The following is a 17,682-nucleotide window of genomic DNA, read 5'->3' on the forward strand; positions in this document are numbered from 1 at the left end:
GATGCCCTCCCCGTTCGATCTCAACGCCGGCGCGCTCGCGCCGGTTTCCCACGAATCCGATCTCGCCGAGCTGCGCGTGACCGGCACGATCCCGCCCGACCTGAACGGCCAGTTGGTACGCAACGGCCCGAACCCGCTCGACGGCCGCTTCGCCGGCCAGGACCTGCTGTCGTGGTGGCCGGAGGCGGCGATGCTGCATTCGGTCGGCTTCGCGAACGGCCGCGCCACCGGCTACCGCAACCGCTGGCTGCGCACCCGCCGCTGGGCCGAATGCAACGCGCCCGAACGCGCCGCCGAGGCGTTCGACACCAATCCGAACGTCAACCTGATCCACCATGCGGGCATCACGCTGGCACTGGCCGAAGGCGGCATTCCACTCGAAATCGGGCCGACGCTCGACACGCTCGGCGGCCCGCGCCGCCACCCCGCGTTTATCGACGGCACCAACGCGCATCCGAAGCACGATCCGCGCACGGACGAGCTGATCGGATTCCGCGCGCATTGGGCGCCGCCCTATCTGCGCTATCAGGTGGCCGGCACGGACGGCGCGACGCGCGTCGATCAGCCGATCGACCTGCCGCGCGCGGCGATGATTCACGATCTGGCGATCACGGCGACGCACAGCCTGCTGCCCGATCTGAACGTGATCTACGATTTCGCGATGCTGCAACGCGGCCACCGCATGCCGCTGCGCTGGGACGACAGCCGCCCCGCGCGGATCGGCATCGTCGCGCGCGGCGGCGGCGCGCCGCGCTGGATCGAGATCGCGCCGTGCTTCATCCAGCACACGATCAACGCCTGCGACGCCGATGCCTCGACGATCGTGCTCGATGCGATCCGCTATCCGTATTTCCTGCGCCTCGCGCCCGGCGGCGCTGCGTTCGACGCGAACCCGCCCGGCGTGCCGTGGCGCTACACGTTCGATCTCGATAGCGGCGAGGTGGAGGAAGGGCCGCTGTCCGGCGTGGCGATGGAACTGCCGCGTATCGACCCGCGCCTGACCGGCCGCCCGTACCGCTTCTGCTACGCGGCCGAGCAACCCAACGTGGACGAGATGCGCGGCATCGTGCGGCTCGACGTGAAGACCGGTGCGATCGTGCGCCATGCAGTGCCGCCCGGCGACCAGAACAGCGAGCCGGTGTTCGTGCCGCGCGCCGGCGGCCAGGGCGACGCGCACGGCTGGGTGCTGGCCTGCGTCTACCGCGCGGCCAGCGCGACCAGCGACGTGGTGATCCTCGATGCCGAGCGGCTCGACGCGGGGCCGGTGGCGAGCGTGCATCTGCCGGTGCGGATTCCGGCCGGCTTCCATGGCGCATGGCTGCCGAACCACGCCTGAAACGACAACGCCCGGCGCTGTGCGCACCGGGCGTTGTGTCATTGCCATCGAAGCGGCCAAGTCGGCCGCTATCTCGCGGCGGTCAGTCGCGGTTGGCCTGCAGCACCGTCAGCGCGGCCATGTTGACGATCCGGCGCACCGTCGAGCTGGAGGTCAGCACGTTGACCGGCGCGTTGACGCCCAGCAGGAACGGCCCCACCGCCACGTTGCTGCCGGCGCTGGTCTTCAGCAGGTTGTAGGCGATGTTGCCGGCGTCCACGTTCGGGCACACCAGCAGGTTCGCCTCGCCCTTCAGGCGCGAGTGCGGCAGAATCCGCGAGCGCAGCGCCTCGTCGAGCGCGCAGTCACCGTGCATTTCGCCTTCGATTTCCAGATCCGGCGCCTGTTCGCGCACCCGCTCCAGCACCTCGCGCATCTTCGAGCCCGACGCCGAGCTGCCCGAGCCGAAGTTCGAGCGCGACAGCAGCGCCACCTTCGGTTGCAGGTTCAGCCAGGCCATCTGCGAGGCCGCGGCGATCGTGAATTCGGCGATCTGTTCAGCGTCCGGATTGTCGTTGACGTGCGTGTCGACCAACGCCACGGTGCGCTTGTCGAGCAGCAGGATGTTCATCGCCGCGTAGGTGTTCGCGCCGGGCTGCTTGCCGATCACCTCGTCGACGAAGCGCAGGTGGTCGTGATACCGGCCCACCGTGCCGCACACCATGCCGTCCGCGTCGCCGAGCTTGACCATCGTCGCGCCGATCAGCGTCAGGCGGCGGCGCATCTCGACGCGCGCCATTTCCTTGGTGATGCCGTCGCGGCAGCGCATGTCCCAGTAGGTCGTCCAGTACTGGTGGAAGCGTTCGTCGTACTCGGGGTTGGTGACCTCGACATCCTCGCCCAGGCGCAGGCGCAGGCCGAATTTCTCGATGCGCGCGAGCAGCACTTCGGGGCGGCCGATCAGGATCGGGCGCGCCAGCTTCTCGTCGACCACCACCTGCACGGCGCGCAGCACGCGCTCTTCCTCGCCCTCGGCGAACACGATGCGCGACTTGGCGCCGTCGCGCACGAATTGCTTGGCCGACGAGAACAGCGGCTTCATGAACGCGCCGGAGTGATAGACGAACTGCTGGAGCTGGTCCGTGTAGGCGTCGAAATCGGCGATCGGGCGCGTGGCCACGCCGTCTTCGATCGCGGCCTTCGCGACGGCCGGTGCAATACGCAGGATCAGGCGCGAATCGAACGGCTTCGGAATCAGGTATTGCGGCCCGAACGACAGGTCGTAGGCGCCGTAGGCGGCGGCCACGGCCTCGTTCGCTTCTTCCTCGGCCAGCCCGGCGATCGCGTGCACGGCGGCGATTTCCATGTTCCGCGTGATGGTGGTGGCGCCCACGTCGAGCGCGCCGCGGAAGATGTACGGGAAGCACAGCACGTTGTTGACCTGGTTCGGGAAGTCCGAACGGCCGGTGGCGATCACCACGTCGTCGCGCGTTGCGTGGGCGAGTTCCGGGAAGATTTCCGGCGTCGGGTTCGCGAGCGCGAGGATCAGCGGCTTCGGCGCCATCTTCTTCAGCATCTCGGCGCTCAGCACGTTGCCGGCCGACAGGCCGAGGAACACGTCGGCGCCCTCGATCACGTCGCTCAGCGTGCGGGCCGAGGTGTCCTGCGCGAAGCGCGCCTTGTCCGGGTCCATCAGCGTGGTGCGGCCCTGGTAGACCACGCCTTCGATGTCGGTCGCCCAGATGTTCTCGAGCGGCAGGCCCAGGTCGACCATCAGGTCGAGGCAGGCCAGCGCGGCCGCGCCGGCGCCCGAGGTGACCACCTTGACCTGCTTGATGTCCTTGCCGACCACCTTCAGGCCGTTGATGAACGCGGCGCTGACGGTGATCGCGGTGCCGTGCTGGTCGTCGTGGAAGACCGGGATCTTCATCCGTTCGCGCAGCTTGCGCTCGACCGTGAAGCACTCGGGCGCCTTGATGTCCTCGAGGTTGATGCCGCCGAACGTGGCTTCCAGGCTGGCGATGATGTCGACCAGCTTGTCCGGATCGGTTTCGGTGATCTCGATGTCGAACACGTCGATCCCGGCGAACTTCTTGAACAGCACCGCCTTGCCTTCCATGACCGGCTTCGACGCCAGCGCGCCGATGTTGCCGAGGCCGAGCACCGCCGTGCCGTTGGTGATCACGCCGACCAGGTTGCCGCGGCTCGTGTAGTTGAACGCGTTGGCGGGGTTCTCGACGATCTCCTCGCAGGCCACCGCCACGCCGGGCGTGTAGGCGAGCGCGAGGTCGCGCTGGGTCGCGAGCGGCTTGCTCGCGGTGACGGAAATCTTGCCGGGCGTCGGGAACTGGTGGTATTCCAGGGCGGCTTGGCGGTCGGTCTTGTTCATCGTCTCCACTCGGTCTAGGTGCGCCGGGCGGATCCCGGCGGGCAGTACGAGGAAACGATTCTAGGCAGCCGCAAACGGCGTCCTATTTTGAATTAGTATGGGCGCATCACATTTTCATGATGACCAGGAAGCCGGCAACGTGGCCTTCGATACGGAAGAAGTAATCCGGCGGCTCAGCACCCGCCTGAAGATCCGCCACCTGATTCTGCTGCTGCAGATCCGCCAGCACGGGTCGCTCACGCGCGTCGCCGAACAGATGGCGAGCAGCCAGCCGGCCGTCACCAATGCGCTGTCCGAGCTGGAGAGCATGTTCGGCGGCCCGCTGTTCGACCGCACCCCGCGCGGCATGACGCCCACCCTGCTCGGCAAGGTGGTGCTGGCCCGCGCGCAGGCCATGCTGCACGATCTCGACCACCTGACGCGCGACATCGAGGCCGTGGTGGCCGGCCATGCCACGCGCATCCATGTCGGCGTGATCCCGTTCATTTCGGGCCGCACGCTGGCCGCCGCGATCCGCCAGACCCAGGCCGAGGTGCCGCAGCGGCTGACCATGACGATCCACGAAGGCACCAGCGAAACGCTGATCGCGCAGTTGCGCGAGCATCAGCTCGACGTGGTGATCGCGCGCGCCACCTCCACGGTCGATCTGTCGGAGCTGCATTTCGAGGTGGTCTATCAGCAGAAGCCCCGGCTGATCGCGAGCCGCCGGCTGGCCGCGCGGCTCGCGCGCAGCAAGCTCGACTGGCAGAAGCTGGTGGAGCTCGACTGGATCCTCGGCGCGCCGCACACGCCGATCCGCGAGCAGATTTCCGACCTGTTCCTGCGCGCGGGCGCGTCGCCGCCCGTGCCGATCGTCGAAAGCTATTCGTCGCGGCTGATCGGCGAAATCATCGCCTCCAACGAGAACGCCGTGTCGATCGTGCCGGCCGACATCGCCGAGGAACTCGTGCATATCGCCGGCGTGGCGATCGTCCCGTACACGCTCGACTGGACCTTGCCGCCGGTGGCCATCCTGACGCGCGACGGCGCGCCGCGCGAGGTCGATACGCTGCTGGCCCGGGCACTGCGCTCGCACTACCAGGAAACCGAGGCCAGCCGCGCCGCCGCGCCCGTGCGCGCGGACCACGACGAAACCTGACGGCCCGCTCAGCGCCGCGCCGTAAACGACGACGGGCTGCCTGACCGGCAGCCCGTCGCACTTCTCGGCCCGCGCCCCGAAGGCGCGGCGCGTCGAATTTACTTGGCCTTTTCAGCCGTGTTCGAGATGGCGTTGCCGCCGCTCGAAATGTCCTGCCCTGCACCGGCAATCGTATTGCAACCGGCGAGCGCAGCCGTCAGAACCAGCAGAACAGCAGCAATCGAACGCGTCATGGTGAGTCTCCTAGGAAGTCAAGCCCGCGCGGGGCGGGCACATCGTACCGTGTCGAACGGCCTCCACCCCTGACGAGGCGGGGGACGGTCCCGATTATACAAATGCCGCACGGCGCCGCCAGCAAATGATTGCGGGGACGTAGCGGGCACGGTACAGCAGCGGCGGCACGCCGCGCGTCCATCCGCCCCTGCATCGATACGGCTTGACTTTGGCCAACGGCCAACTATTATACGCACCGCGTATATTTTCGAGACCGAGGCCGCCATGACCGTACCCCAGCAAGCCTTCCTGCGCGACGCCATGCGCCGCCTGAACATGACCCGCGAGGCATTCGCCAACCGCATCGGCGTGACGCGCCGCGCGCTCGACACCTGGCTGCTGCCCGACGATTCGCAGGAATCGCGCTCGATGCCCGAGATCGTCGAGCGCTACGTGACGGAAATCGTCTCGCGCGGCAGCGACGAGGCGGGCTATACGCAGAGCGTAGAATCGTCACCGCTGTCGAGCCAGATCCTCTACGAAGGCCGCCCGCAGTTGCTGTCGGTCGACCAGTTCTCGCGCGATTCGGTCGAGGCGCTGTTTCGCGTGGCCGACGTCATGCAGCCGATCGCGCGCCGCCGCAAGATCTCGCGCGTGCTCGAAGGCGCGGTGCTCGGCAACCTGTTTTTCGAGGCCAGCACGCGCACCCGCGTGTCGTTCGGCGCGGCGTTCTGCCGGCTCGGCGGCTCGGTGTGCGACACCACCGGCTTCACGTTCTCGTCGATGGCCAAGGGCGAATCGATCCACGACACCAGCCGCGTGATGGCCGGCTACGTGGATGCGCTCGTGATCCGCCACCCCGAGCAAGGCTCGGTGGCCGAGTTCGCGCGCGCCATCAACCTGCCCGTCATCAACGGCGGCGACGGCCCCGGCGAGCATCCGAGCCAGGCGCTGCTCGATCTCTACACGATCCAGCGCGAGTTCTCGCGGCTCGGCAAGATCGTCGACGGCTCGCACATCGCGTTCGTCGGCGACCTCAAGTACGGCCGCACCGTGCACTCGCTGGTCAAGCTGCTGGCGCTGTATCGCGGCATCCGCTTCACGCTGGTCGCGCCGCCCACGCTCGACATGCCGCGCTACATCGTCGAGCAGATCTCGAAGAACGGCCACGTGATCGAGGAGACCGCCGACCTGGCCACGGGGCTGGCCGGCGCGGACGTGGTGTACGCCACGCGCATCCAGAAGGAGCGCTTCACCGACGAATCGTTCGAGGGCTACACGCCCGATTTCCAGATCAACCAGGCGCTGATGGATGCCGTCTGCAAGCCCGACACGCTGATCATGCATCCGCTGCCGCGCGACAGCCGGCCCGGCGCGAACGACCTGTCCACCGACCTGAACCGCGACCCGCGGCTCGCGATCTTCCGCCAGACCGACAACGGGATTCCGGTGCGCATGGCGATCTTCGCGGTGCTGCTCGGCGTCGATCATCTGGTGCAGCACTCGATGCGCGACGCCACCTGGCGCGCACCCGTGCATCTCGGGCCGGAGGATGCGGTGTTCCACGGGATCGACTGAGACGGCGGCGGGCGCGCCGCGCCCGCCGTCTCCCCGAAAACCCTGCCCCATACGGCTTCTCGCGCTTTTTATCGCGACCTGCCCGGACTTTCATTACAATTTGCCTGTCATTTCTTTCAAATGTCATAGATAAATCCGTCACCACCGCCCATGTCCTTGAAAAAGAAGACGAAATGCGACGCCTATGTCGCCGTCTCGCGCAGCCCGATGCTCGGGTCGCGGCTGCCGATGTGGCGCTCGAAATTCGTCCTCATCGTGATCACTCTCGCATTCGCCGCGCTGATCGGCCGGGCGTTCTGGGTGCAGGTGGCGAATCAGGATTTCTATATCGGCCAGGGCGAGAAGCGCTACCAGCGCACCATCGAACTCGATGCGATGCGCGGCAAGATCGTCGACCGCAACGGCGCGATGCTCGCCGTCAGCCTGACCAGTTTCGAGATCTGGGCCGACCCGAAGCAGGTCGATCCGGTGGCCTACGGGCCGCTCGCCAGGCTGCTCGAGCTGCCCGAAGCCGACCTCCGGCGCCGGCTCGGCAGCGACAAGCAGTTCGTGCTGCTCAAGCGCCAGGTCGATCCGGACACCGCCGCGCGCATCGACAAGCTCGATCTCGCCGGCCTCACGCAGATCGCCGATTCGAAGCGCTTCTACCCCGAGGGCGAATCGGCCGCGCACGTGGTGGGCTTCACCAACGTGGAAGACAGCGGCCAGGAAGGCGTCGAGCTGGCCGCCAACGGGCAGTTGCTCGGCACGGCGGGCCAGCGCGAGGTGATCCGCGACCGGCTCGGCCGGATCATTTCCGATACGCATCCGCTGGTGCCCGCGCAGCATGGCGCCACCGTCGAACTGACGGTCGACCGCCGCGTGCAGCAACTGGCCTACTCGCAACTGAAGGCGGCGGTGGTCGCCAATCACGCGCAGGCCGGCAGCGTGGTGGTGCTCGACGCGCAGAGCGGCGAGATCCTCGCACTCGCCAACTACCCCACGTTCGACCCGAACGACCGCAGCCGCCTGACCGGCGCGCAGTTGCGCAACCGCGCCGTGATCGACACGTTCGAGCCGGGCTCGACCGTCAAGCCGCTGGTGGTCGCGCTGTCGATCGACGCCGGCAAGGTGCGCCCGCAAACCCTCATCGACACCTCGCCCGGCACCTGGAAGATCGGCCCCGCCGTGATCCACGACACCTCGAACCACGGCACGCTGACCGTCTCGCAGGCGTTGCAGAAATCGAGCAACGTCGCGCTCGCCAAGCTCGCGCTGAACCTGCCCGCGCAAACCATCTGGGACAAGTACCAGGAATACGGCATCGGCCATGCGCCGGAGCTGACGTTCCCCGGCGTGGCGTCGGGGCGGCTGCGCGCGTGGCAGCGCTGGCGGCCGATCGAGCAGGCCACCATGGCGTACGGTTACGGGCTGTCGATGTCGCTGTTGCAGATCGCGCAGATGTACACCGCCTACGCGGGCGACGGCACGATCCACCCGGTGCGGCTGCTGCGCGACGACCAGTCCGCCGCGCAGCAGGGCCATCGCGTCACGCGCCCGGAAACCGCCGCCGCGATTCGCTCGATGCTGGAGATGGCCGTGGACGAAGGCGGCACCGGCCGCGCCGCGCGCGTGGACGGCTACCGGATCGGCGGCAAGACCGGCACCGCGCGCAAGCAGGTCGGCGCCTCGTACGCGCAGGGCAAATACCGCGCGCTGTTCGCCGGCATGGCGCCGATGAGCCAGCCGCGCGTGATCGTCGCCGTGATGATCGACGAACCGGGCGGCAAGGGCTATTACGGCGGCACCGTGGCCGGGCCGGTGTTCTCGTCGGTGATGGGCGGGACGCTGCAACTGCTCGGCGTGCCACCCGATGCGCCGGTGGCCGCCGATGCCGTCAAGCCCGGGGGCGTCGCGAAGCCGGCTATGAAGCAGACTATGAAGCCGGCTCCGAAGCCGGCCGCACCCGGCGCGCGCTCCTGAGCCGCTCGATCTTTTCCGCGTCGCGCTACGCCCGCTCCGCCATGTAACGCGCCGGCGGCGAACCAAGCTTGCGGCGGAACATCGACACGAAACTGCTGGCGCTCTCGTAGCCCAGTTCGTCGGCCACCTGCTGCACCGATTTCCCCGCCCCCAGCCACTGCACCGCCAGCATCAGATGAAGCTGCTGCCGCCAGCGGCCGAAGCTCATGCCGGTTTGCGCCGCGAGCGCGCGGGCCAGCGTGCGCTCGCTCATGCCCACGCGCCGCGCCCAGCTTTCCATCGTGCCGCGCTCGGCCGGCTCGGCCGTGATCATGTCGACGATGCCGCGCAGCCGCGGGTCGGACGGCATCGGCAGATGCAGGTTGCCGAGCGGCGCGATCGCGATTTCGTCGAGCAGCAGCGTGACCAGATGCGATGCCATGCCGCCTTCCGGATACAGCACCGGCAGGCTGGCCGAGCGGATCAGCAGCTCGCGCAGCAACGGCGTGGTGGACAGCGCGCAGCACGCCTGCGGCAGATCGGACGCCGCACCCGGCTCGACGAACGCCACATAGCATTCGAGCCGCCCCGCCGCCACGAACTTGTGCACCACGCCGCCCGGCACCCAGATCGCGCTGTGCGGCGGCACGATCCACAGGCCACCGTCCACCTCGCAGGTCAGCACGCCGCGCATCGTCAACAGCAGTTCGCCCTTGCGATGATGGTGGAAGCCCATTTCCTTGCGGTCGCGATACACGGCGAGCGCCTTTTCATCGAGCTGCTTCATGTCGATGCCGGCCGCGCCCACCGTCACCAGCGGGCGCGGCACGTCGTCGGGATCGAGCCATTCGGCGGGATCGGAGGTGGGGCTGACAACCGGCATGACGTGGTTTCCAGGATTGGCAGGAATTCCACATATTCTGGCCATATTCCCCGATGCCGCCAAGCCGGCATTGACTTAGCATGCCTACGGGTGGTGACGGATGCATGGCGCGGCAGCCCGGCCGCGCCTGCCGTCTCCCCATCCCGGACCCTTTCAGCGCGGATCACATCATGAATTCATTGAGCAGCGGGCGCGTCGCCCAGACCTTGCAGCGGATGCTGGCGGAAGCCGAGCAGGCCGACGCGGCCCTGATGGCGCAGTTCAGCGGCACGGACCACAGCGAGCAGCGCCTGGCCGACGCCGTGGCCGAGCATTTCGCCGAAGAAAGCCGCGACCTGCGCGGCTTCTATCGCGGCTACGCCGACAACTTCCTGAACGTCGCGCCCGAGTACGGGCGCTTCCTGTATCAATGCGCGCGCGCCGCCAACGCGCAGCGGATCGTCGAATTCGGCACGTCGATGGGCGTCTCCACCGTCTATCTGGCCGCGGCGCTGCACGACATGGGCGGCGGCCGCGTGATCGGCACCGAGCTGGAACCGAGCAAGGCCGCCCGTGCGCGCGCCAACCTGGAAGCGGCCGGCCTGGCCGAGCGGGTCGAGATTCGCGTGGGCGACGCGCGCGAGACGCTCGCCGACCTGCCGGGCGACATCGACCTGGTGCTGCTCGACGGTGCGTTCAGCCTGTATCTGCCGGTGTTGAAGCTGCTCGAACCCAGGCTGAAAAGCGGCGCGCTGATTCTCGCGGAGAATGCGTTCGAGCATGGCAACGTGTATCTGGACTACGTTCGCGATCCGGCGAACGGGTATCTGTCGCAGCCGATTCCGATCAGCCCGGGGCGCGGGAACGAGATGTCGGTGGTGACGCGTTGAAGCTTGCCATGGTTCGCGTCAAGCCGATTGCCGCTCGATGCGCCGAATCCGCACCTGCCGGCTGATCGCCACCCCCAACCCGATCAGCACGAACATCGCCGTCTCGCCCCAGATCAGGATCGTCACGCCCGCCAGTTGATCAGGAATCCTGCCCATCAGCGACGTGTCGCGCTTGAGCACCGCCGTCCACGGCCCGACGTCGTAGCCCTCGCGCCGGAACGCGGCGGCGATGTCGTCGCGCGGGCCGCCGAACGACAGCGAGCCTTCCAGCAGGCCGGGCGGATTGGCCTGCCGGTCGCTGTCGCTGTCATTTTCGGCGTTGCCGCGCCGGACGGTGCTGTCCTGTTCGAGCAGATACACGCGCTCGCCCTTGCGCCAGCCCACTGGCACCAGCGGCGTGACGTAGTCCCGGTACGAGGTGCGGCGAATCGTGTAATCGCGCACGAAAACAGCCTCCAATTTCGGCAACGCACCGCTCACCTGCACCCAGTCGCTCGCGCCGCCGAGCGCGATCGGCGTGTTCGCCACGAGCGCGACCGGCGTCAGCGGCTTGCCGGCATCGGCATATTCGACGACATGCAGCCACGCCGAAAGACCGAGCCCGACGGCCAGCGCGACGCCCGCCATCCCCAAGCCGATGTTGCGTGCGCGCCGCGCGATGCGCAGCCGGCCCGCCGCATCGGCATCGCGCCATGCCGCGCGCGACTGCGCGCTCAGCGCGCCGCGCGAGCGCCCGGCATCGCGCAGTTGCGCGCTGAGATCGGCCAGTACCGCGTTGTCGGGCCACACGCGCCGCAGCCCGCGCACCAGCCATCGTGGGCCGAGGAAGATCGCCACGGCGGCAATGCCGGCCGCCACCAGCAGGTTCGAGCCGCCGAACAGCGCGCTCTGCCAATGCAGGAGAAACGCGAACGGCCCGCGATCCCGCACGATGTCGACGATCACCCATCCGTATCCGCCGAACCACCACAGCAGCAACACCGAGGCAAACAGCCAGCGCGGGACGATCGGTGGCGCATTCGCCGCCCGCTCTCGGGCAGCGGCCGATGTGCCGACTCGTCGCGTGCGGTGGCGCGGAGGTTTATCTCGCATCAGTGTCTCCCGGCGATGCCGTCAATCGAGATCGGCCAGCTTGCCGTGGGTCGCGAACCACGCCTCGACACGCTCGGCGTCGGGAAACCGTTCGGCTTCGTAACGAATCGGCAGATGCGCGGTCGGCTTGAGCAGATCGCCGAAGCACCGGTGCACTTCATGCCGGGGCAGGAACGCGGTGCGCTTGGTGGAGATCTGATACAGCGCGACCACCTCGGTATCGGGCAGCCACGAATGCACACCCTCGCTCCAGACGCACAGGCTGCGCTGGCGGCCATCGTGATCGCTCTGCACCACGGTGTAGGTCGCCACGAACACGTCGCGGCCTTCCTTGGCATGCAGGTCGTCGAGCAGCGTGCGCTGATCGGCATAATCGGCGGCCAGCTCCTGCAGGCGCAATGCGTGCAACTTGCGCGCGAGCGGTTCGGGCGCGAAGCGTTCCCACGCCGTGCCCGACCATCGCAGCATCAACGGCGGCAGCGCGCGCGGCTGGCGCAGCGCCTCCTCGGCCGCGGCCAACAGCGTTTGCAGCCCGGCTTCGTTGCGATCGCCGGTCAGCAGCAGCACGGCCCGGTTCGGCGCCATGACGACCGGCGCGCCGGCAATCGGCTGCCGGTACAGCACGTCCGTCAACAGCAGCCGCGCCGCGTCGTAGAAATCGCCGAACTGCGACACGAATACGCCATGCCCGAGCGCGAGCCACGGCTTGGACGATTCGGCCCGCAGGTTGTCGATGGCGATCTCGAATGCCTCGTCGAACGTCACGCCCCAATCGGCGAACGTTTTGTTATTGAGCCGCTGGAGACTGAATTCGCCGTCGTAGGCAATGCCGACCTCGATGTTCTCGCACAGCGGACGGTAGGCGATTTCGTTGGCCGGCAATCGGGTCGCCCCTTGCAGGTTGACGACACCGCGCTCCGTCGCACTCCGGATCACCGGCCGCAGCCGCGCCTGCGCGTCGGCGAAACGCGACGGCATGGGCGCCGGCCGCATCCCGGCGGTTTGGCGGCGCAGGCATTCCGCGCGCGCATCCTCCCGCGTGTCGAGATACTCGCGATACATATTCGAAAAATTGACGATGCCACCGCTCTCGCCTTCCGCCAGGTTGGTTTGCACCAGCCGCTCCCGCTCCGGCTCGTACGACCAGGCCCGCGTATCGCCCGATGCGCGCAGGGCCGACACGAAGCGCTCGGCATAGTCAGCCCGGGACGGCGGCTTCGGCGGAGGCGAAAGCAATTGGCGGAAGCGGTCGAGCAGGCCCATGGTCGGATTGGTTCTCGGATTCGTTCTAGTCGGGGCGCCGGGTGGCGCGAGGGGTGGCGGACCGCCCCCCTCCGCAGTGAACGGCTATTTTCCGCGATTCTGAAGGCCAGCGTCCACCTGCGGCGGCGCCTTCGCACCGTATGCCCGGCAGCCCCGGCTGCCGTCAGCAATGCGATCCTTTTCGTCGCCCGCCGCGTCAATCTCCCCCCGCCCGAAACACGGCGGCAAGACAACTTCACGCTGCGCGACACGACGGCGTAATACGAGGGGAATACGTCCGTGCCGCGCCCTCGTTTCCCATGCCGCGCGCCCTTCGCCCCCCTTCCCGAAGCCACGCCTCGCCGCCCGCCCATATCCATGGGATACCTAACTACATGATTCCACGGGCACTGACAAAACAACACATCCCGAAAACCGACCAGGCGCTACGCTCTCGGCACGCCATCGACAACAGATGGCGATCGATTACACAACGCGCTTCGACCATCGGGGACTGTCGACCGGACGGCGCGCGCCTGCCAGCCCGAGAAAGGACACCCGCCTCATGAGCGCCTCCAGCACGACGATCGGCAATAACGGAACCTCGGTCAACAAGCTGCCGCCCGACACGATGGGCAGCAAGGGCACCTCGAAGCAATCGGCGGCGGACCTGCAGCAGACGTTCCTGAGGCTGCTCGTCACGCAATTGCAGAACCAGGATCCGACCAGCCCGGTCGACAGCGCGCAGATGACCTCGCAGCTCGCGCAGATCAACACGGTCAGCGGCATCGCGCAACTCAACGCCTCGCTCACGTCGCTGGCCTCGCAGGTCGCGGCCGGCCAGTCGACGCAGGCGGCGGCGCTGGTAGGCGCCAACGTGCTCGCGCCCGGCAGCACGCTGCCGGTGGCGAAGGGCGCGCCGGTGGGCTTCGGCGTGCAACTGACGAGCGCCGCCTCGAACCTGACGATCACCGTGAAGGACGCCACCGGCAAGGTCGTCAACACGCTCAACGAAGGCCCGCAAAAGGCCGGCACGATCCCGCTCACCTGGACGCCCGTCGATTCGAACGGCGCGAAGCTGCCCGACGGCCAGTACACGATCAGCGCGAGCTACACCAACGCGCAGGGCGCCACCGCGAGCGCGGCCACGCTGACGGTCGCCCAGGTGCAGGGCGTGATCCGCCAGGCCGACGGCAGCGCCGGCCTGGCGCTGTCGAACGGCACGACGGTCGATCTGGCGCACCTCGGCGCGATCTTCCCGCGCACGTCGGGCGGCAACGGTTCGCATTCCTGATCACGCCGGCAAACAGCTAGATCAAATCAATCCGGCCACACACCAACGGGGATCACCATGGGCTATCAACAAGGCTTGAGCGGCCTGCAAGGCGCATCGAACCATCTGAACGTCATCGGCAACAACATCGCCAACGCGAACACGGTCGGCTTCAAGGCGGCCGTCGCGCAGTTCTCCGACGTCTACGCGAATGCGGTGTCCACCGCCGTCTCGAACGGCATCGGCGCGGGCACCCGGCTTGCCGAAGTCGTGCAGGTGTTCCGGCAAGGCTCGCTGACCCGTTCGCAGAACCCGCTCGATATCGCGATCTCGGGCAACGGCTTCTTCCAGGTATCGAACCACGGCACCGCCACCTACACGCGCGACGGCCAATTCCATGCCGACGCGCGCGGCAACATCGTCAACAGCGCCGGCGCGAACCTGATGGGCTACGGCGTCAACGCCGACGGCTCGATCGACACGGCTTCGCTGCGCGCGCTCGCCGCGCCGCAAGGCAACATCGCGCCGAAGGCCACCACCGCCATCACCGGCCAGTTCAACCTGAGCCAGACCGACAAGACCCAGACGCACACGCCGTTCAACACCACCGATTCGACCACCTACACGTTGCGCCAGCCGGTGCAGGCCCACGACTCGCTCGGCAACCAGCAGAACGTCAACCTGTACTTCGTGAAAGCGGCGACGGCCGGCACCTGGAACGTGTATGCGGGCGCGGACGGCACGCCGCCCGCGAACCTCGGCACGCTCACGTTCAACGCGTCGGGCAAGCTGACCGGCTCGACCGATGCCGGCGGCGCGGCCACCGGCTCGATCGGCAAGTTCTCGTTGAGCCTGACCCACACCACCGGCGCGGCCACGCCGCAGGCGATCGCGCTCGACCTGTCCAGCTCCACCCAGTTCTCGACCAGCAAGAGCGCGTCGTCAAACCTGGTGGCCGACGGCTATGCCACCGGCTCGCTGACCTCGTACTCGGTCGGCGTGGACGGCTCGGTCAGCGGCATCTATTCGAACGGCAAGACCATGACGCTGGGCCAGGTGGTGGTGGTCAACTTCAACAACCCGGGCGGGCTGACCAGCATCGGCGGCAGCCAATACATCCAGACGGCCGCCTCGGGCGTGCCGCAGATCGGCGTGGCGGGCACCACCCGCCACGGCGCGCTCAAGGGCGGCACGACGGAGGCATCGACCACCGACCTGACCGGCGAACTCGTGAACCTGATCACCGCGCAACGCGATTACCAGGCCAACGCGCAGACGATCAAGACCCAGCGCACCATCGATCAAACGCTGATCAACCTTTAATTCCGGGAGCCTCCGCATGTCGATCCCCTCGACCGCCAACAACGCCATCTCCAGCAACTCGGCCCTGCAAAAAGCCGCGCAATCGATCATCAGCGGCGCCACCGGCAATTCCACGATCGACGTCAACACGCTGGTCACGGCGCTGGTCAATTCAAAGACGGCCGGCCAGAACGCGATCCTGTCGACCGCCATGGCGCGCGACAACAACCGCGCCGCCGCCTACACGAGCCTGCAGACCGCACTCACCAACCTGAAAGGCGCGGTGGCCGCGCTGTCCGACGGTTCGTTCGGGCAGACCTTCACCGCCACCGCCACCGGCGGCACCGGCTTGAGCGCGACGGCCGGCAACGGCGCGGTGACCGGCTCGTATCAGGTGAGCGTCAACCAGATCGCGCAATCGCAATCGCTGACCTCGCCGCCGTTCGCCGCCGCCAAGGCGCTCGGCACCGGCTCGATCACGCTGAGCGTCAACGGCCACGCATCGACGATCGCGATCGATGCCGGCAACGACACACTGTCGGGCATCGCCGCCGCGATCAACAAGCAGCGCGACAACCCGGGCGTGACGGCCAGCATCGTGACCGGCAGCGACGGCGCGCATCTGGTCCTGCGCAGCAACAACAGCGGCGCGGCCAACACGATTGGCGTGCAGGTGGCCGCCACCACCGACAACGGTCTGTCGGAACTCGCGGTCGGCTCGACGCCGAGCACCACGGGCGGCCAATCGACGATCGGCGCCGGCAGCAAATGGGCGCAATCGTCGGCCGCGCAGGACGCGTCGGTCACGGTCAACGGCGTGACCAACCTCAACGCGACCAATGCCGTGAGCAACGTGATCGCCGGCGTCACGCTGAATCTCACGCAGGCGGCCGTCACCTCGCCCGCCACCACGCAAACGCTGGCGATCGCCACCGACACGGGCAAGCAGGCCACCGCGATCACGAAGTTCGTCGACAGCTACAACACGCTGGCGCAGACGATCGCCACGGTGGGCGCGTTCGATAACTCGCAGCCAACCAAGCCGCTGGCCGGCCCGCTGTTTGGCGACTCAACGCTCAATACGATTCGGACTCAGATGCAATCGATCCTGGGCAGCGCCGTCAACCACAACGGCGTGGGCGCCACGCTGCAGCAGCTCGGCATCACGGTGGCCGACGGCACCAAGAGTACGCAGCCGGCCGGCACGCTGATCGTCGATCAGGCCGCGCTGACGCGCTCGCTGGCCAACCAATCGACCGTGGCCTCCACATTGTTCGACAAGACGGCCGGCCTCGGCGCGCAGATCGATCACGCGATCACCTCGTACACGGCCACGCACGGCATCCTGACCAGCAGCGCCAGCGGCGTGCAGACCGACATCAAGGGCCTGACGGCGCAGCAAGCCACGTTGCAGACCTACGCCGCCGCACTGAGCACGCGTTACAACGCGCAATTCACCGCGCTGAACAACGTGATGTCGCAGATGAACCGTCAGCAGAACTATCTGACGGCGCTGTTCGGCGGCACCAAGAGCGCCGGCGCGCTCGCCACCAACAAGTAAGGCGCCGATTCAGCGCTGATGGGTGCGGCGCACGGCCTGCGGCGGCAGGCCGAACAGCTTCACGAACGCGCGCCGCATCCGCTCCGGGCCCGTGAACCCCACGGCGCGCGTGATCTTTCAGGCCGCCGTGCTGGCGTGTTGCGCCGCCCTGCTGGCTGCGCCGCTCGCCGAGGATTCGCAAGGCTCGCCCGCCACGGCGATTCACGCCGAGAACGCGCGCTGGGCCGAGAGGCCTACGCGCGCGGCGACCACGCGGCCCTCGGCGCGCTCTACACCGATGACGGCACGCTGCTGCCGCCCGGTGAAGACCGCGTCATGGGACGGGCCGCCATCGTGGCCTATTTCACGAAGCATGCCCAACCGGGCGCGGCACATACGATCCGCTTCAGCCATGCCGAGGTATATGGCGATGGCCGCATGGCCACCGAGCTTTGTGAGGGAGTACGGGCAAAAAAACGGCGCCGCGATCCGGCCGGCGCCCCCCGTACCCCCCTCCGAGACACGCTGCCTCGCAACGGCCAGGATCAGACTTCGCCCCTTCCCCTCCCCCTCGGCCGACAGCAGCGCGAGCGAGCGGCTGAGGCCAGCCGGCGTCTTGCCGATCACGACGGTCAGCGCCACCTCGATCACGTGCAGCGGCTGCTCGATCGGGGCGGTCGAATCGATCAGCACACCGAATTTAAATCCTAAAGACTCCTTTATTTTCCATAATAATTTCTTAAAATCACAAGAAGAATCTGAAAAATAAACACCACTGACTTTTATCAAGCTCCCTATCAATCAGGTATCGAAACCATCTCGCCTCATCGATATTCTTTGCCCCCCCGAGGTCATGCCGAGGTCCGACAGCATGCGGACCGATGTATGACGTGCATGCCTCGGCGAA

The 17,682-nt window shown here is 67.6% G+C and carries 14 protein-coding genes and 1 pseudogene; 9 read left to right on the plus strand and 6 right to left on the minus strand.

Going from position 1 to position 17,682, the window contains the following annotated elements; all coding sequences use genetic code 11:
- The first annotated feature begins 1 nt into the window (after position 1).
- Positions 2-1,336 carry a carotenoid oxygenase family protein gene (locus AB4850_RS09580; RefSeq protein ID WP_414439583.1) on the plus strand — a complete coding sequence of 445 codons (1,335 nt, stop codon included), beginning with the start codon at positions 2-4 and terminating at the stop codon, positions 1,334-1,336.
- Positions 1,337-1,418: 82 nt separating this feature from the next.
- On the opposite strand, the gene AB4850_RS09585 is transcribed toward AB4850_RS09580, so the two are convergent.
- Positions 1,419-3,704 carry an NADP-dependent malic enzyme gene (locus tag AB4850_RS09585; RefSeq protein ID WP_414439584.1) on the minus strand — a complete coding sequence of 762 codons (2,286 nt, stop codon included), beginning with the start codon at positions 3,702-3,704 and terminating at the stop codon, positions 1,419-1,421.
- Between the two features lie 139 nt (positions 3,705-3,843).
- Here AB4850_RS09585 and AB4850_RS09590 point away from each other — a divergent pair, with 139 nt between their 5' ends.
- Positions 3,844-4,842 carry a LysR family transcriptional regulator gene (locus tag AB4850_RS09590; protein WP_414441996.1) on the plus strand — a complete coding sequence of 333 codons (999 nt, stop codon included), beginning with the start codon at positions 3,844-3,846 and terminating at the stop codon, positions 4,840-4,842.
- 98 nt (positions 4,843-4,940) lie between these two features.
- Here AB4850_RS09590 and AB4850_RS09595 read toward each other — a convergent pair whose 3' ends face one another.
- On the minus strand, positions 4,941-5,075 hold the full coding sequence (locus AB4850_RS09595) for an entericidin A/B family lipoprotein (RefSeq protein WP_042627551.1): 135 nt from the start codon (positions 5,073-5,075) through the stop codon (positions 4,941-4,943).
- Between the two features lie 265 nt (positions 5,076-5,340).
- On the opposite strand from AB4850_RS09595, the gene AB4850_RS09600 reads away from it, so the two are divergent.
- Together AB4850_RS09600 and AB4850_RS09605 are read left to right on the plus strand one after the other, a co-directional pair.
- Positions 5,341-6,633, plus strand: a complete 1,293-nt coding sequence (locus tag AB4850_RS09600) for an aspartate carbamoyltransferase (RefSeq protein WP_414439585.1) — start codon at positions 5,341-5,343, stop codon at positions 6,631-6,633.
- Between the two features lie 150 nt (positions 6,634-6,783).
- Positions 6,784-8,595: a peptidoglycan D,D-transpeptidase FtsI family protein gene (locus AB4850_RS09605; RefSeq protein ID WP_414439586.1), complete on the plus strand. Its 1,812-nt coding sequence runs from the start codon at positions 6,784-6,786 to the stop codon at positions 8,593-8,595.
- A 25-nt stretch (positions 8,596-8,620) separates the two neighbouring features.
- On the opposite strand, the gene AB4850_RS09610 is transcribed toward AB4850_RS09605, so the two are convergent.
- Positions 8,621-9,457 carry an AraC family transcriptional regulator gene (locus tag AB4850_RS09610; protein WP_414439587.1) on the minus strand — a complete coding sequence of 279 codons (837 nt, stop codon included), beginning with the start codon at positions 9,455-9,457 and terminating at the stop codon, positions 8,621-8,623.
- Positions 9,458-9,627: 170 nt separating this feature from the next.
- Between AB4850_RS09610 and AB4850_RS09615 the strand changes: the two genes are divergently transcribed.
- Positions 9,628-10,326: an O-methyltransferase gene (locus tag AB4850_RS09615; RefSeq protein WP_414439588.1), complete on the plus strand. Its 699-nt coding sequence runs from the start codon at positions 9,628-9,630 to the stop codon at positions 10,324-10,326.
- A gap of 18 nt (positions 10,327-10,344) precedes the next feature.
- On the opposite strand, the gene AB4850_RS09620 is transcribed toward AB4850_RS09615, so the two are convergent.
- Both AB4850_RS09620 and AB4850_RS09625 read right to left on the minus strand, forming a co-directional pair.
- On the minus strand, positions 10,345-11,271 hold the full coding sequence (locus tag AB4850_RS09620; RefSeq protein WP_414439589.1) for a hypothetical protein: 927 nt from the start codon (positions 11,269-11,271) through the stop codon (positions 10,345-10,347).
- Positions 11,272-11,439: 168 nt separating this feature from the next.
- A complete protein-coding gene (locus tag AB4850_RS09625) occupies positions 11,440-12,600 on the minus strand; it encodes a hypothetical protein (protein ID WP_414439590.1) in 1,161 nt (386 codons plus the stop codon).
- Between the two features lie 625 nt (positions 12,601-13,225).
- On the opposite strand from AB4850_RS09625, the gene AB4850_RS09630 reads away from it, so the two are divergent.
- Genes AB4850_RS09630 through fliD form a run of 3 tightly spaced genes read left to right on the plus strand, consistent with a single transcriptional unit; the run spans position 13,226 to position 16,796 of the window.
- Positions 13,226-13,954, plus strand: a complete 729-nt coding sequence (locus AB4850_RS09630) for a flagellar hook assembly protein FlgD (protein ID WP_414439591.1) — start codon at positions 13,226-13,228, stop codon at positions 13,952-13,954.
- Between the two features lie 57 nt (positions 13,955-14,011).
- Positions 14,012-15,256, plus strand: coding sequence for a flagellar hook protein FlgE (gene flgE, locus AB4850_RS09635; protein ID WP_414439592.1), 1,245 nt, complete (start codon positions 14,012-14,014; stop codon positions 15,254-15,256).
- A 16-nt stretch (positions 15,257-15,272) separates the two neighbouring features.
- A complete protein-coding gene (gene fliD / locus AB4850_RS09640) occupies positions 15,273-16,796 on the plus strand; it encodes a flagellar filament capping protein FliD (RefSeq protein WP_414439593.1) in 1,524 nt (507 codons plus the stop codon).
- A 9-nt stretch (positions 16,797-16,805) separates the two neighbouring features.
- On the opposite strand, the pseudogene AB4850_RS09645 reads toward fliD, so the two are convergent.
- Positions 16,806-16,913, minus strand: a pseudogene (locus AB4850_RS09645) (GlxA family transcriptional regulator); the annotation flags it as partial.
- Between the two features lie 18 nt (positions 16,914-16,931).
- Here AB4850_RS09645 and AB4850_RS09650 point away from each other — a divergent pair.
- Entirely contained in the window at positions 16,932-17,486 is a 555-nt protein-coding gene (locus tag AB4850_RS09650; protein WP_414441997.1) for a YybH family protein, read from the plus strand.
- Positions 17,487-17,682: the final 196 nt, after the last annotated feature.

Origin of the sequence: Burkholderia sp. 22PA0106 (assembly GCF_047497155.1) — a bacterium.
GTDB lineage: Bacteria > Pseudomonadota > Gammaproteobacteria > Burkholderiales > Burkholderiaceae > Burkholderia.

Bases quoted from the DNA above. Each gene is read 5' to 3' on its own strand.
- AB4850_RS09580 (WP_414439583.1), top strand. From the start codon at position 2: ATGCCCTCCCCGTTCGATCTCAACGCCGGCGCGCTCGCGCCGGTTTCC.
- AB4850_RS09585 (WP_414439584.1), bottom strand. From the start codon at position 3,704: ATGAACAAGACCGACCGCCAAGCCGCCCTGGAATACCACCAGTTCCCG.
- AB4850_RS09595 (WP_042627551.1), bottom strand. From the start codon at position 5,075: ATGACGCGTTCGATTGCTGCTGTTCTGCTGGTTCTGACGGCTGCGCTC.
- AB4850_RS09600 (WP_414439585.1), top strand. From the start codon at position 5,341: ATGACCGTACCCCAGCAAGCCTTCCTGCGCGACGCCATGCGCCGCCTG.
- AB4850_RS09605 (WP_414439586.1), top strand. From the start codon at position 6,784: ATGTCCTTGAAAAAGAAGACGAAATGCGACGCCTATGTCGCCGTCTCG.
- AB4850_RS09610 (WP_414439587.1), bottom strand. From the start codon at position 9,457: ATGCCGGTTGTCAGCCCCACCTCCGATCCCGCCGAATGGCTCGATCCC.
- AB4850_RS09615 (WP_414439588.1), top strand. From the start codon at position 9,628: ATGAATTCATTGAGCAGCGGGCGCGTCGCCCAGACCTTGCAGCGGATG.
- AB4850_RS09630 (WP_414439591.1), top strand. From the start codon at position 13,226: ATGAGCGCCTCCAGCACGACGATCGGCAATAACGGAACCTCGGTCAAC.
- flgE (WP_414439592.1), top strand. From the start codon at position 14,012: ATGGGCTATCAACAAGGCTTGAGCGGCCTGCAAGGCGCATCGAACCAT.
- fliD (WP_414439593.1), top strand. From the start codon at position 15,273: ATGTCGATCCCCTCGACCGCCAACAACGCCATCTCCAGCAACTCGGCC.